Here is a 12955-nt window from a genome sequence, read left to right on the forward strand (position 1 = left end):
AGAAAGTTTAACCTATAATTTCATCTTTATTGGCTTTAAAGGGCTTATAGCTCAGGTGGTTAGAGCGCACCCCTGATAAGGGTGAGGTCGGAGGTTCAACTCCTCCTAAGCCCACCATTTTTACAACCTTTGGGGAATTAGCTCAGCTGGGAGAGCGCCTGCTTTGCACGCAGGAGGTCAGCGGTTCGATCCCGCTATTCTCCACCATTGTTTTCTCCTTGAATTTTTTCTTTTTATCAATCATTTGGTTGAGAAAATCCTAAACGATTAAATCGTCCTTGTTTAACGCCGCAAGTCTTTTAACTTAAAACTCCTTGATGGAAGATTGAGTTGGATTGAGATTTTTAGATTTTTTGTTTGCTTTGTTCTTTATATTGCACAAAATCTCTTTTGCCTTGTAATCTTTCGCTTTCTATCTTTGGCGGCTTTATCGGCTTATATTTGTTCTAAGGGGCTTAAAATTTTAGGGTTTTGAGTTTTTCAATGATTGTAAGCGTGTTGTTACTAAATTGTGGGTTTTGAGCGCCCCATTCTTTCTTTATTGGCTCAATTCAAGCCTTTCGTTAGAGCATGGAAAAAATGTTAGAAACCCTTACAAAACAAGCTAATATATTCTATTCAATTTATTTCAAGGACAAACAAACATGAAAAAAATTCTTTATACCCTACTCGCGCTTCTTTTAATCGGCCTTTTAACAACCTATCTTATCCTTTTTACAGAATGGGGGAATAAAATCATCGCTTCGTATATAGAGAAAAAAATCAACCCGAACGAGCGTTATTTGAGCGTTAAAACCTTTAAATTGAGATTCAACTCTTTAGACTTTGAAGCTCAAGCTAACGATGATTCCACGCTCATTCTTAAGGGGGATTTCTCGCTTTTAAAGCAAAGCGTGGATTTGAATTACCATATAGATATTAAAAATTTATACTCTTTCAAAGAATGGATACCCTACCCTTTAAGGGGGGCCATTGTTACTTCTGGGAATATCAAAGGGCATAGAAAAGCCCTTGTGATTCAAGGCGTCTCTAATGTCGCTCAATCCCACACTGCCTACAATGCCCTTTTAGATGATTTCAAGCTTTCTCATTTAAGTTTGAACGCACAAGACGCCAATTTAGAAGATTTGCTTTATTTAATCAATCGCCCCGCTTATGCGAACGCAAAAGTGTCCTTACAGGCGGATTTTAACTCTCTAAAGCCTTTAGAAGGGCATTTGATCCTAACAGCTAATAACGCTTTAATCAATAACGCCCTAATCAATCAAATTTTTCATTTAAACCTTAAAGACACGCTTGTTTTCAGCCTCTCGCATTCAAGCGATTTTAAAGGAAACAAAGCCATCAGCGATACCACCCTAACTAGCCCTTTAGTTAATTTCACGGCCCTAAAAAGCGAATATCTTTTCTCTGTTTTAAAACTCAACGCCCCCTACACTTTAGAAATACCCAATCTAGCCAAACTCCAAAACATTACCAACCACCCCCTAAAAGGGAGTTTGACTTTAAAAGGCACTATAGAGCAAAGCCCCAAGCTCTTAAAAGTCAGCGGCCATTCAAATTTATTAGACGGCGCACTGGATTTCACGCTTTTAAATAAAGATTTGAAAGCCCGTTTTTCCAATATTTCCACTTTAAAAGCTTTAGATTTATTCCATTACCCTAAGTTTTTCCAATCCATTGCAGACGCTAACTTGGATTATGATCTTAGTGCCAAGCAAGGCGTATTGAAAGCCAATCTCAAAAACGCAAGATTCCTCAAAAATGCATTCAGCGATTTCCTCTACTCCATTTCTAAATTTGATATTACTAAAGAAATTTATAACGATGCTAATCTGGTAAGCCAAATCAACCAGCAACGCTTGCTCTCTAGTCTCAGCTTAAAAAGCCCCAAAACCCAATTGAAAATCCATAACGGCTTATTGGATTTAAACACCAAACAAATGGACATGCTCATGGATGCGGAAATCTTAAAATTCGTTTTTAAAATGAAACTTCAAGGTAACATGCACCAGCCAAAATTTTCCCTCATTTTAAACGAAAAAGCCATCCAACAAAACCTGCAACAAGGCTTGAAAGAAATCCTAAAAAACGACACACTTAAAAAAGGTTTAGATCATTTGCTTAAAGATGATAAGCTCAAAGAAAAGCTTGAAAAAGGGCTTAAGGGGCTTTTTTAAAATTTTAAAGGATAGAAATGGCACACATTTTAGTTAGCGGGGCGACTTCAGGGTTTGGGTTAGAAATCGCTAAGGCGTTTTTACAAAAAAACCATGTGGTTTTTGGCACAGGGAGGCGAAAAGAGAATTTACAAAAATTGCAACTCGCTTACCCCAAGCATTTCATTCCCCTGTGTTTTGATCTTAAAAACAAGCTTGAAACTAAGCGAGCGATAGAGACTATTTTTTCCATGACGGATCGCATTGACGCTTTAATCAATAACGCCGGTTTAGCGCTAGGCTTAAACAAGGCTTATGAATGCGAGTTAGACGATTGGGAAATCATGATAGACACGAATATCAAGGGGTTGTTGCATCTCACCCGCTTGATCTTGCCTTCTATGATAGAGCATAACCATGGGACTATCATCAATCTTGGATCTATTGCTGGCACTTACGCCTATCCTGGAGGGAATGTCTATGGAGCGAGCAAGGCGTTTGTGAAGCAATTTTCTTTAAATTTGCGAGCGGATTTGGCTGGCACTAACATTAGAGTGAGTAATGTTGAACCCGGTTTGTGCGGCGAAACCGAATTCAGCATGGTGCGTTTTAAGGGCGATAAAATCAAAGCCCAATCCGTCTATGAAAACACCCTTTACCTCAAACCACAAGATATTGCTAACATCGTGCTATGGATTTACGAACAACCCCTACATGTCAATATCAACCGCATAGAAATCATGCCCATAAGCCAAACTTTCGCTCCCCTACCCACCCATAAAAGCCCTTAAGGGGTTTTAAATAAAGGCTTTGTTTTAGTTAAATACTTAAGGTTTTTTTAAACTTTAACGACTCTTTAAGTTTTAAAAAAAAAGAATTTTGGTTGCTTTATTTTAAGCTCATTATCTTAAGGGGATAGGAAGTATTTTGAAATTATTCTCCCCTACTCCCCTAAAACCTCCTTTTAAATCCCCTAACCCCCTAAAATTTCGCCTTTTAAAGCTGTTTGATCAAGCCTTATTCAAACTAAACTTTGATTTTAAGCTGCTTGAGAATATCGCACGCCCCTTTAGCGCCCAATTTACAGCCTTTTTTAAAGTTTTCTATGGCTTGTTTTTCATTCCTTGTTACGCCTTCGCCATTGTATTGCATAGCCCCCAAATTGAAACACCCTCCGCCGTTTTGCATCTCGCATGCTTTAGAATAACGAGCGAGAGCCTCTTTAAAATTCTTTACCACGCCATCGCCATGATGATACATATTCCCTGCGTTAAAGCACCCCGGGCTGTCTTTTAAGTCGCAAGCTTTGTCATACGAAGCGAGCGCTTTTTTCAAATCTTTAGGCGTGCCTCTGCCTGCATCATACAAGCTCCCTAATATCGTGCAACCATCGCCATCGTTTAAATCGCACGCTTTAGTGAAATACTCCACCGCTTTTTTAAAATCCCTAGTAACCACTTTACCATCATGATAGATCCCCCCTAAGCTCGCGCACCCTTCAGCGTATTTCAAATCGCACGCTTTAGAGTAGTATTGTAAGGCTTTGTTGGTGTTTTGGGACACGCCTTGCCCGCTATAATATAAATTCCCTAGCAAATGACACCCATTGCTGTAATTCAAATCGCAAGCCTTAGCGTAAAAGGAGGCGGCTTTTTTCAAATTCTTTTCTACCCCCTGCCCTTGATAATAAAGCACCCCCAAATTAAAACACCCGCTATTTTCTTTCAAATCGCACGCTTTTTCAAAATATTTCTTAGCTTGAGTGAAATCTTTCTCTTTGTAGCTCTTTGCACCCAAACCCACAAGCTCTTTAGGGTCTTGCTCTGCCATTAGCCCCCCTAAACACAACGCACCCAAGCACAAAACCCTAAAAAAGGACTTTTTGACATTTTCTAACATGATGTATCTCCTTATTAAAAATTTTATTATAGTGTTATTAAGCAAATACAAAATGCCATGATCTCTTTGTTATCTTAAGCTAACGCCCTCTTACAAATTTCTGTGATCTTATCCCACTCTTTGTTTTGAATTAAATCTTTAGGGGTAAGCCAACTCCCCCCCACGCACAAAACATTTTCTAAATTCAAATAAGAACGCATGTTATCTGCGCTAATCCCCCCAGTGGGGCAAAATTTCACCCCTTTAAAAGGGCCATTAAAAGCGTTTAAAAGCTTAACGCCCCCGCAATACTCTGCCGGGAAAAATTTCAAAGCGTTATAACCCAATTCTAAAGCTTGCATGACTTCACTACTGCTAGAAACCCCAGGTATTAAAGGCATGTTTTTTTTCTTTGCGTGTTCTAAAAGCTTTATCGTAAGGCCCGGGCTAATCAAAAACTCTGCCCCCCTATTTTGAGCTTGCTCTAACTGAGTGGGATTTAAAATCGTGCCAGCGCCCACGCGCATTTTTGGCACATTCTTAGCGATAAGCTCTATGGCTTCTAAAGCGCAACTGGAACGCAAAGTAACTTCTATGATTGGAATACCCCCCTCTATCAGGCTTTGCGCTAAAGGCACAGCGTCTTTTATATCCTCAACCACCACCACAGGGACAATGGGGCTAATTTGTAAAACCTCTATTATTTTATCTTGCATTTTATCTCCTTTATATTTTTATACCTTTATGCCAAAACTCATGCCGCCCTCTTCAGCCGTATTAACATTCAATCTCAAGCTTGTAAACAATTCCCTACCCAACCCAAAAGTAGGCTTTTCTAAATTTTCTAAGGTTTCTAAAAACAAGGGATTGATCCCTCTATTTTCAAAATCCTTTTCAAGCACATTCAAGGCGTTATTAGGAGCGTCTAATTCTATCCAATCGCCATCTTTAATCTTAATGATCGCCCCATTTAACGCTCCCTCAGGGCTTAAATGGATCGCGCTAGGCACTTTCCCGCTCGCCCCGCTCATGCGCCCATCCGTAACGAGCGCGACCTTGTAGCCCATATCCTGCAAAGCCCCTAAATTCGTGGTGAGTTTGTGCAATTCTGGCATGCCGTTAGATTTAGGCCCTTGGAAAGGCAAGACCGCCACAAAGTCCCTTTCTAATTCTTTATTTTTAAAGCGTTCTAAAAATTCGCTTTGGGTTTTAAAAACAATCGCTCTAGCCTTGACTTTCTTGTGCTCATCTTTAATGGCTGAGATTTTAATCACGGCCCGCCCCAAATTACCCTTCAAAATTTTAAGCCCCCCATTAGCGGCAAAAGGCTCGCTCACAGGGCGTAAAATATCCGTATTCAAGCTATGATTGATGGCGTCTTTATACACCAATTGGTCGTTTTCTAAAAAGGGGGTTTTGGTGTAATTTTGCATGCCTTTTTGCGTTTCTGTATCCATAATCGTATGAGTGTCTTCAAATAAAAGCCCCTCTTTTAACAATTCCTTGATCACAAACGCTAATCCCCCACACGCTTCAAAAGCGTTCACATCCGCTGATCCGTTAGGATAGACTTTAGCTAAAAGGGGTATGAGGTTAGAGACTGCGTCAAAATCGTCCCAATTGAGAATCACCCCACAAGATCTAGCGATAGCGATCAAATGCAAAGTGTGGTTAGTAGAACCCCCTGTTGCCATTAAGCCTATAAGAGCGTTAAGAATGCTTTTTTCATCAATGAGTTTGGCTAAAGACAGGACTTTCCCGCTCGCTAATCTTTTAGCACTCTCTTCTACTAAAACCTTTCGTAAGGGGTTGTTAGGGTTGATAAAGCTAGAATTAGCCACATGCAACCCCATAAATTCCATCATCATTTGATTGGAATTAGCCGTGCCATAAAAAGTGCAAGTGCCAATGTCATGATAGCTTTGCATTTCCACTTTTAAAAGCTCTTCTCTGTTGATCTTTCCCATTGCAAAATCTTGGCGCGCTTTGGCTTTTTTATAATTTTCTATCCCGCTCACCATAGGCCCGCTTGGCACAAACACGCTCGCTAAATTCCCAAAACTTAACGCTCCTATAAGCAAGCCTGGCACGATTTTATCGCACACGCCTAAAAAAAACGCCCCGTCAAAAACATTATGGCTTAACCCTACGGCGGTGCTTAAAGCGATCACATCTCTACTGAATAAGCTCAATTCCATGCCATCATAACCCTGCGTGATACCATCACACATCGCTGGCACCCCACTAGCGACGCTCGCATAAGCGTTATGCTCTTGCAATTCTTTTTTAATCAAATCAGGGTAATTTTTAAAAGGTTGGTGGGCTGAAAGCATGTCATTATAAGCCGTGATAATCGCAAAATGCTTTCTTTTATGCGAACCTAAAGGCATTTTTAAATGCTCTGGCATGCTCGCTGTAACATGCGCAATATTCGCGCAACCCAAGCTCTCAATCTTGGGCTGGTTTTTAGGGTTAAAGATATTTTCTAAATAAAGCTCTCTGGTTTTTTTGCTACGCTCTGTAATTTTTTCTTTGATTTGTTCTAAAGAATGCTTAGGCATGAACACCCCTTCAATTAAGATTTAATATATAATAATAACTTAAAAACACTCTAAAAGGGTTATTGATGTTGGATTTTGATTTGGTTCTTTTTGGCGCGACTGGGGATTTAGCCATGCGAAAGCTCTTTGTTTCGCTCTATGAAATTTATACCCATTATGGTTTTAAAAAAGATTCTAGAATTATCGCATCGGGGCGTAAGGAGCTATCCAATGAAGAGTTTTTAGCGCTCCTTTGTGAAAAGACACAACTGCATTCAAGAGAAAAGGGTGAGGAATTTTTAGCCCATATCAGTTATTTGCGCGTCCGTTTGGATAACCCTAAAGACTTTGAAGAATTGAGTAAAATCGCTACAAACAATAAGCCCTTGATCTTCTACTTTTCTATCTCCCCTAGTTTTTTTGCAACGACCGCTCAAAATTTAGCCCAAAACGTGCTCAATCACGCCAACACTCGTTTGATTTTAGAAAAACCTTTAGGGCATGATTTAAAGACTTGTAAAGAAATTTTCCAAAGCATTAGCGCTTTTTTTAAAGAAGAGCAAATTTTTAGAATCGATCATTATTTAGGGAAAAAGGGCGTTCAAAATATCCTTGAATTGCGCTTAAATAACCCTATCTTAAACATTTTATGGGATCAAATTAATGCGGTTGAAATCTGCGTTTATGAGACTTTAGGAGTGGAAGAAAGGGGCGAATTTTACGATAAAATTGGGGCTTTAAGGGATATGGTTCAAAACCATCTCTTGCAAGTTTTATCCCTTATCGCTACAGATTTACCCAACGATTTAAAAGACTTAAGGGAAGAAAAAATCAAAGTTTTAAAAACCTTACAACCCCCTAAAGACTTTAAAAAACAGGTTATTCGGGCCCAGTATCAAGGCTATAGAGATGAAAATAAGGTTAATAAAGAGAGCCAGACAGAGACTTTTGTCGCTATTAAAGCCTTTTTGGATACGCCTAAATTTAAAGGCGTGCCTTTCTATCTCAAGCACGCTAAAAAAATGCCCCACAACCAAGCGAGCGTGAAAATCCATTTTAATGCAGTCAATACGCTAGAATTTTTCCTCTCTCAAGATAAAATCACCCTCACCCTAAAAGACAATCAAAACCCCCTTATTTTAGAAACCCATAACAAACAAGAATTTTTACAGCCCTACGCTAAATTGCTCTATGATGCGATACAAAATAACCACAATAATTTCGCCCACCAATTGGAATTAGAAGCGTCATGGGTTTTTATTGACACGCTCATAGAGGGTTTTATCAATAACGCCACGCCCTTATACTCCTATGAAAGCCATAATCTCAACGAATCAGAATTTTTAAAACCACTCTATCAGTAAAAGGGATTTCATGGGTTATCAATTATTTGAATTTGAAAATTTGAAAGATTGCCACAAGGCTTTAACAGATCGTTTTAAAGAATTTTTTAACAACGCCTTAAAAAAGCGTCATCAAGTTTCTATCGCTTTTTCTGGAGGCCGTTCGCCCATTAGCTTGTTGCAAAAATTGAGCGTTTTGGATCTCAAATGGCATGAGTGTTTAGTCAGTTTAGTAGATGAACGCATTATAGACACAAGCCATGATGACAGCAACACCAAATTATTGCATGATTACTTGTTGCAAAATAACGCCCTAAAAGCTTCTTTCACTCCGCTTTTGCCCAAAAAGATTTCTAGCGATACAAACGCGCTTTTTCATTTTGCTAACCAGCATTTCAAACAGCCCCATTTAGCCATTTTGGGCATGGGGACTGACGGGCATACGGCTAGCCTTTTTCCCGAAACGAGCGCTTTTTTAAACGAAGAAAAAGAAAATATCGTTTTGACTAAGCCCGCTAACGCTCCTTATGAGCGCTTGAGCATGTCTATCAACGCCTTAGAAAATTGCGAAAAACTTTTCTTAAGCATTAGTGGGGTAGAAAAAAGGGAGGTTTTAGAAAAGGCTTTAAAAGAAAGTGCTCCCTATTCTCTGCCGATCGCTCGGATTTTACATTCTCAAAAAGTTACCACGGAGGTGTTTTATGCCAAAAACTGAAACTTACCCAAGACTATTAGCCGATATTGGCGGCACGAACGCGCGCTTTGGCTTGGAAGTCGCCCCACGACAGATTGAATGCATTGAAGTCTTGCGGTGCGAAGATTTTGAAAGCTTGAGCGATGCGGTGCGATTTTACCTTTCTAAATGCAAAGAAAGCCTTAAACTGCACCCTATTTATGGCTCTTTTGCTGTGGCTACGCCCATTATGGGGGATTTTGTCCAAATGACTAACAACCACTGGACTTTTTCTATTGAAACGACACGGCAATGTTTGAATTTAAAAAGATTGCTTGTCATCAATGATTTTGTCGCGCAAGCCTATGCCATTAGCGCGATGCAAGAAAACGATCTGGCTCAAATAGGCGGGATTAAGTGCGAAATCAACGCCCCTAAAGCGATTTTAGGGCCAGGAACCGGGCTTGGGGTAAGCACTCTTATCCAAAACAGCGATGGCTCTTTGAAAGTCTTACCCGGCGAAGGGGGGCATGTGAGCTTTGCCCCTTTTGATGATTTAGAAATTTTAGTGTGGCAATACGCCCGCTCTAAATTCAACCATGTGAGCGCGGAAAGGTTTTTAAGCGGTAGCGGTTTGGTGTTGATTTATGAAGCCCTGTCTAAACGCAAAGGCTTAGAAAAAGTGGCGAAGTTGAGCAAGGCTGAATTAACCCCACAAATCATTAGCGAACGCGCTTTGAATGGGGATTACCCTATATGCCGATTGACCTTGGACACTTTTTGCTCCATGCTAGGCACGCTCGCTGCTGATGTGGCTCTCACTTTGGGGGCTAGAGGGGGCGTGTATTTGTGTGGGGGGATTATCCCACGATTCATTGATTATTTTAAAACTTCGCCCTTTAGAGCGCGTTTTGAAACGAAAGGGCGCATGGGAGCGTTTCTCGCTTCTATCCCTGTGCATGTCGTGCTGAAAAAAACTCCCGGACTTGATGGGGCGGGCATTGCGTTAGAGAATTATTTACTGCATGATAAGATATAGTAGCGTTAAGATAGAAGCGGCTTATACAAGGGGTGTGTTTGAGCACGCCAAACAACGCTACCATATAACCAACAGCTATAAAATTAGTTAAACCTATAGAAACATAAGCAAACCATAAAAACGATACAATAGCGGTATTTTAATAAAACAAGGAGTTTTAATGAGAGTTCCATCTAAAGGTTTTGCTATTTTTTCTAAAGACGGGCATTTCAAGCCCCATGATTTTAGCCGCCATGCTGTAGGCCCTAAAGATGTGCTGATTGACATTCTTTATGCAGGGATTTGCCATAGCGATGTTCATAGTGCTTATAGCGAATGGAGAGAAGGCATTTACCCTATGGTTCCTGGGCATGAAATTGCTGGGGTCATCAAAGAAGTGGGTAAGGAAGTTAAGAAATTTAAGGTTGGCGATGTGGTGGGCGTGGGCTGTTTTGTCAATTCATGCAAGACATGTAAGCCCTGTAAAGAACACCAAGAGCAATTTTGTGCCAAAGTGGTATTTACTTATGATTGTTTGGATTCTTTCCATGGCAACGAACCCCACATGGGCGGTTACTCTAATAATATTGTCGTGGATGAAAACTATGTGATTAGTGTGGATAAAAACGCTCCTTTAGAAAAAGTAGCCCCTTTGCTTTGTGCGGGCATCACCACTTATTCGCCCTTAAAATTTTCTAAGGTTACTAAAGGCACAAAAGTGGGTGTCGCTGGGTTTGGCGGACTAGGAAGCATGGCGGTCAAATACGCTGTGGCTATGGGGGCTGAAGTGAGCGTTTTTGCAAGAAACGATCACAAAAAGCAAGACGCTTTGAGCATGGGTATTAAGCATTTCTACACGGACCCCAAACAATGCAAAGAGGAGTTGGATTTTATCATTTCAACCATTCCTACCCATTATAATTTAAAAGACTATCTCAAGCTCTTAACTTATAATGGCGATCTAGCCCTTGTGGGACTCCCCCCTGTAGAAGTCGCTCCAGCGCTTAGCGTTTTTGATTTTATCTATTTAAGCAATCGCAAGGTTTATGGCTCATTGATTGGGGGCATTAAAGAAACCCAAGAAATGATGGATTTTTCTATCAAACACAATATTTACCCTGAAATAGATTTAATTTTAGGCAAGGATATTGACACCGCTTATCATAACCTAACCCATGGGAAAGCGAAATTCCGCTATGTGATTGATATGAAAAAATCGTTTGATTAAAGGCTTTTTACTCTAGCTCTTTTTTAAGAGCTTGAGTTGGATTAGGATTTTTTTCACCAGTGCATGGAGTTTTAAAATTTTAAGGGTTTTACTAATAAAGCCCTTAAGCGGTATTGAAATGCAGTATTTGAATAGTCTTCGCCTTGCGTTTTGGGGAATCTCATGAATGTGCAAAAAATAATGTTTTAAAAATGTCTTAAGAGCGTCATGGGCAATCTGTTCTTCTACTTTCCATAAAGGAAAGTAGTAATGATAAGTGGCAATGCCATGGTAGTAATGCCATTTTTCTCCACCTACCCCCCCACCCCCTGTGATCAAATAAGACCAATCGCTCATAAAGGGGGTTTTAGCCAAAGCGTTCAGCCACAAATCCGCTTTTAAACCAAAAGGATAATCCCAAGGTTTGATTTGAAAATAAGGATGAGAGTCGTATTGTATAACGATAGGTTCTCTTAGGGCTTGTTTAATGGTGTTATGATAAATTGCATTGACCACGCCCTTTAAATGCTCTTCAGAAAGGCTATAATAGTGTGGGAAAATACAATACTCTATTTTTAATGGTGCGATCTTTGAACGACAAAATTCTGTTAATTGCGGTTCTTTATCTATTTTTTGTGCGCGTATGGTTTCTAATATTTTTTTGCAAAATTGATTTTTTCGCTGATAAGTTAAGTTGCAATAAAAAAAGCCTTCATACGGGTATATTTTGTCATAAACCCCATAAAAATAATTCTCATCATTTTCTTTAATGCTTAAGAAATCAGCGCTAAATTCATTGCAAAAGATAACGTCCACATCGCTCCACACCATTTTAGAATATTTGGGGAATAAATCCGCTAGAAAATACTTCACTAACACCATTTTAGAAAAACGCTTGGTGAAATTCTCATCAAAAGGGTTAGGGATAGCGTCTAAAAAAGGTTCAATATCTTTCACTTCTAAAGCAGCAAATTCTTTAAAAGGCTCTGCGATTTGATTAAGCTTTGCTTTATCTTCTTCATTCAAGCCTACCACTAAAGCGTATAGGGTGTAACGAATTTTTTTATTGGCTTTAGCGATGCTTTCTAACAAGGAATAAATGCACGCGCCCGCAGGAATGAGGTAATTCTTATCAAAAGCAAAAGCGATAGGGATATGAAAATCTTGTTCTTTAAAAGAATGATTTGAAGCTGAAGTCATAAAAAATTAAACACCCTTTTTTAATGGCTATTTTATCCAAAAAAAAAAAAAACCGAACTTGAAAGGGTTCTGTTTTTGGTTTTTATGTTGTTTTTAAAGCAAATTAATTTAAAGAAAGGTTTTAACCCCTTTACTCTAGCCCTTTCTTAAAAGCTTGATTAAGATTTTTTTAACAATCCCATGAAGCCCTAAAACTCTAAGGATCTTACTAACCACCCTTTTAACTAACGCTTTAGGCATCAAAAACCCAAAATAAATAAGCTTATTGAAAATTTTTTTCACTAAATTACAAGTTAATTCAAAAACTCTTGAATGGATTTTCCTTTCTTTAAACACAACAAACAAATACGATTTGAAAAACAAATACGGAGCCTTAAAAACAATTTCTTTTGAAGGTTTTACTGAAGAAAAATAATGCTGCTCAGCCATTTTTGTGGTATAAAAGCTCTCATTGGTGTGCATTTTCTTAGTGTAATCGCTCATAAAGGGAGTTTTAGCCAAAGCGTTCAGCCATAAATCCGCTTTTAAACCAAAAGGATAGTCCCAAGGCTTCACCGCCCCCCACCAAGCGTCATAGTGGATAATAGTAGGGTTTTCTCGCGCCTCTAAAATGGTTTTCTTGTAATTCTCGTTTAAATACGCGTTAGAAAAATCTTTAATGGTGTAATAATAAGGGAAAACGCAATACTCAATCCCTAAAGCTTTCATGTTGGGCCAACACCATTTCGTAAAATCCAACTCCCCTTTAGCCTCATTCCCCTTTAAAAGATCATGCATTCTTAAGGTGAAATTTTTCTTGCGTTGGTAATCTAAATTACAAAACAAAAACCCTTCCATCATGTGGTGCTTTTCAACTTCCAAAACCCCATAAAAATAATTCTCATCATTTTCTTTAATGCTTAAGAAATCAGCGCTAAATTCATTGCAAAAGATAACG

General features: G+C 39.2%; 11 protein-coding genes and 2 tRNA genes. 8 read left to right on the forward strand and 5 right to left on the reverse strand.

The window, feature by feature from the left end:
- Positions 1-40 precede the first annotated feature (40 nt).
- The 4 genes from I6852_RS07200 (at position 41) to I6852_RS07215 (ending at position 2950) form a co-directional block, all read left to right on the forward strand.
- Positions 41-117 (forward strand) — tRNA-Ile (locus I6852_RS07200).
- 14 nt (positions 118-131) lie between these two features.
- Positions 132-207, forward strand: a tRNA-Ala gene (locus I6852_RS07205).
- A 437-nt stretch (positions 208-644) separates the two neighbouring features.
- Positions 645-2180: a hypothetical protein gene (locus I6852_RS07210; protein ID WP_197291961.1), complete on the forward strand. Its 1536-nt coding sequence runs from the start codon at positions 645-647 to the stop codon at positions 2178-2180.
- Positions 2181-2197: 17 nt separating this feature from the next.
- Positions 2198-2950 (forward strand): SDR family oxidoreductase, encoded by a 753-nt coding sequence (locus I6852_RS07215; RefSeq protein ID WP_197291960.1) that lies wholly within the window; start codon positions 2198-2200, stop codon positions 2948-2950.
- A gap of 235 nt (positions 2951-3185) precedes the next feature.
- Here the strand turns inward: I6852_RS07215 and hcpC are convergent, their stop codons facing one another.
- From hcpC to edd, 3 genes are all read right to left on the reverse strand, one after another.
- Positions 3186-4058, reverse strand: a complete 873-nt coding sequence (hcpC, locus tag I6852_RS07220; protein WP_127919467.1) for a Sel1-like repeat protein HcpC — start codon at positions 4056-4058, stop codon at positions 3186-3188.
- A gap of 74 nt (positions 4059-4132) precedes the next feature.
- Positions 4133-4753 carry a bifunctional 4-hydroxy-2-oxoglutarate aldolase/2-dehydro-3-deoxy-phosphogluconate aldolase gene (locus tag I6852_RS07225; RefSeq protein ID WP_197291959.1) on the reverse strand — a complete coding sequence of 207 codons (621 nt, stop codon included), beginning with the start codon at positions 4751-4753 and terminating at the stop codon, positions 4133-4135.
- 18 nt (positions 4754-4771) lie between these two features.
- Complete coding sequence (gene edd, locus I6852_RS07230; protein ID WP_197291958.1) at positions 4772-6598, reverse strand: phosphogluconate dehydratase; 1827 nt, start codon at positions 6596-6598, stop codon at positions 4772-4774.
- A 65-nt stretch (positions 6599-6663) separates the two neighbouring features.
- On the opposite strand from edd, the gene I6852_RS07235 reads away from it, so the two are divergent.
- The 4 genes from I6852_RS07235 to I6852_RS07250 all read left to right on the forward strand — a co-directional run bounded on the left by I6852_RS07235 (position 6664) and on the right by I6852_RS07250 (position 10839).
- On the forward strand, positions 6664-7941 hold the full coding sequence (locus I6852_RS07235; protein WP_197291957.1) for a glucose-6-phosphate dehydrogenase: 1278 nt from the start codon (positions 6664-6666) through the stop codon (positions 7939-7941).
- Between the two features lie 10 nt (positions 7942-7951).
- A complete protein-coding gene (pgl, locus tag I6852_RS07240; protein WP_197291956.1) occupies positions 7952-8635 on the forward strand; it encodes a 6-phosphogluconolactonase in 684 nt (227 codons plus the stop codon).
- Positions 8622-9632 (forward strand): glucokinase, encoded by a 1011-nt coding sequence (locus tag I6852_RS07245; RefSeq protein ID WP_197291955.1) that lies wholly within the window; start codon positions 8622-8624, stop codon positions 9630-9632. Before pgl ends, I6852_RS07245 begins: the two co-directional genes overlap by 14 nt.
- Before the next feature lie 160 nt (positions 9633-9792).
- Positions 9793-10839, forward strand: coding sequence for an NAD(P)-dependent alcohol dehydrogenase (locus I6852_RS07250; RefSeq protein ID WP_197291954.1), 1047 nt, complete (start codon positions 9793-9795; stop codon positions 10837-10839).
- 12 nt (positions 10840-10851) lie between these two features.
- Here the strand turns inward: I6852_RS07250 and I6852_RS07255 are convergent, their stop codons facing one another.
- Together I6852_RS07255 and I6852_RS07260 are read right to left on the reverse strand one after the other, a co-directional pair.
- Positions 10852-12018: a glycosyltransferase gene (locus I6852_RS07255; protein ID WP_197291953.1), complete on the reverse strand. Its 1167-nt coding sequence runs from the start codon at positions 12016-12018 to the stop codon at positions 10852-10854.
- Positions 12019-12153: 135 nt separating this feature from the next.
- Positions 12154-12955: glycosyltransferase family 8 protein (locus tag I6852_RS07260; protein WP_197291952.1), on the reverse strand; the 802-nt coding region annotated here is incomplete at its 5' end.

It is taken from the genome of Helicobacter pylori (assembly GCF_015904775.1).
Classification (GTDB): domain Bacteria; phylum Campylobacterota; class Campylobacteria; order Campylobacterales; family Helicobacteraceae; genus Helicobacter; species Helicobacter pylori_DM.

Bases quoted from the DNA above. Each gene is read 5' to 3' on its own strand.
- I6852_RS07210 (WP_197291961.1), top strand. From the start codon at position 645: ATGAAAAAAATTCTTTATACCCTACTCGCGCTTCTTTTAATCGGCCTT.
- I6852_RS07215 (WP_197291960.1), top strand. From the start codon at position 2,198: ATGGCACACATTTTAGTTAGCGGGGCGACTTCAGGGTTTGGGTTAGAA.
- hcpC (WP_127919467.1), bottom strand. From the start codon at position 4,058: ATGTTAGAAAATGTCAAAAAGTCCTTTTTTAGGGTTTTGTGCTTGGGT.
- I6852_RS07225 (WP_197291959.1), bottom strand. From the start codon at position 4,753: ATGCAAGATAAAATAATAGAGGTTTTACAAATTAGCCCCATTGTCCCT.
- edd (WP_197291958.1), bottom strand. From the start codon at position 6,598: ATGCCTAAGCATTCTTTAGAACAAATCAAAGAAAAAATTACAGAGCGT.
- I6852_RS07235 (WP_197291957.1), top strand. From the start codon at position 6,664: ATGTTGGATTTTGATTTGGTTCTTTTTGGCGCGACTGGGGATTTAGCC.
- pgl (WP_197291956.1), top strand. From the start codon at position 7,952: ATGGGTTATCAATTATTTGAATTTGAAAATTTGAAAGATTGCCACAAG.
- I6852_RS07245 (WP_197291955.1), top strand. From the start codon at position 8,622: ATGCCAAAAACTGAAACTTACCCAAGACTATTAGCCGATATTGGCGGC.
- I6852_RS07250 (WP_197291954.1), top strand. From the start codon at position 9,793: ATGAGAGTTCCATCTAAAGGTTTTGCTATTTTTTCTAAAGACGGGCAT.
- I6852_RS07255 (WP_197291953.1), bottom strand. From the start codon at position 12,018: ATGACTTCAGCTTCAAATCATTCTTTTAAAGAACAAGATTTTCATATC.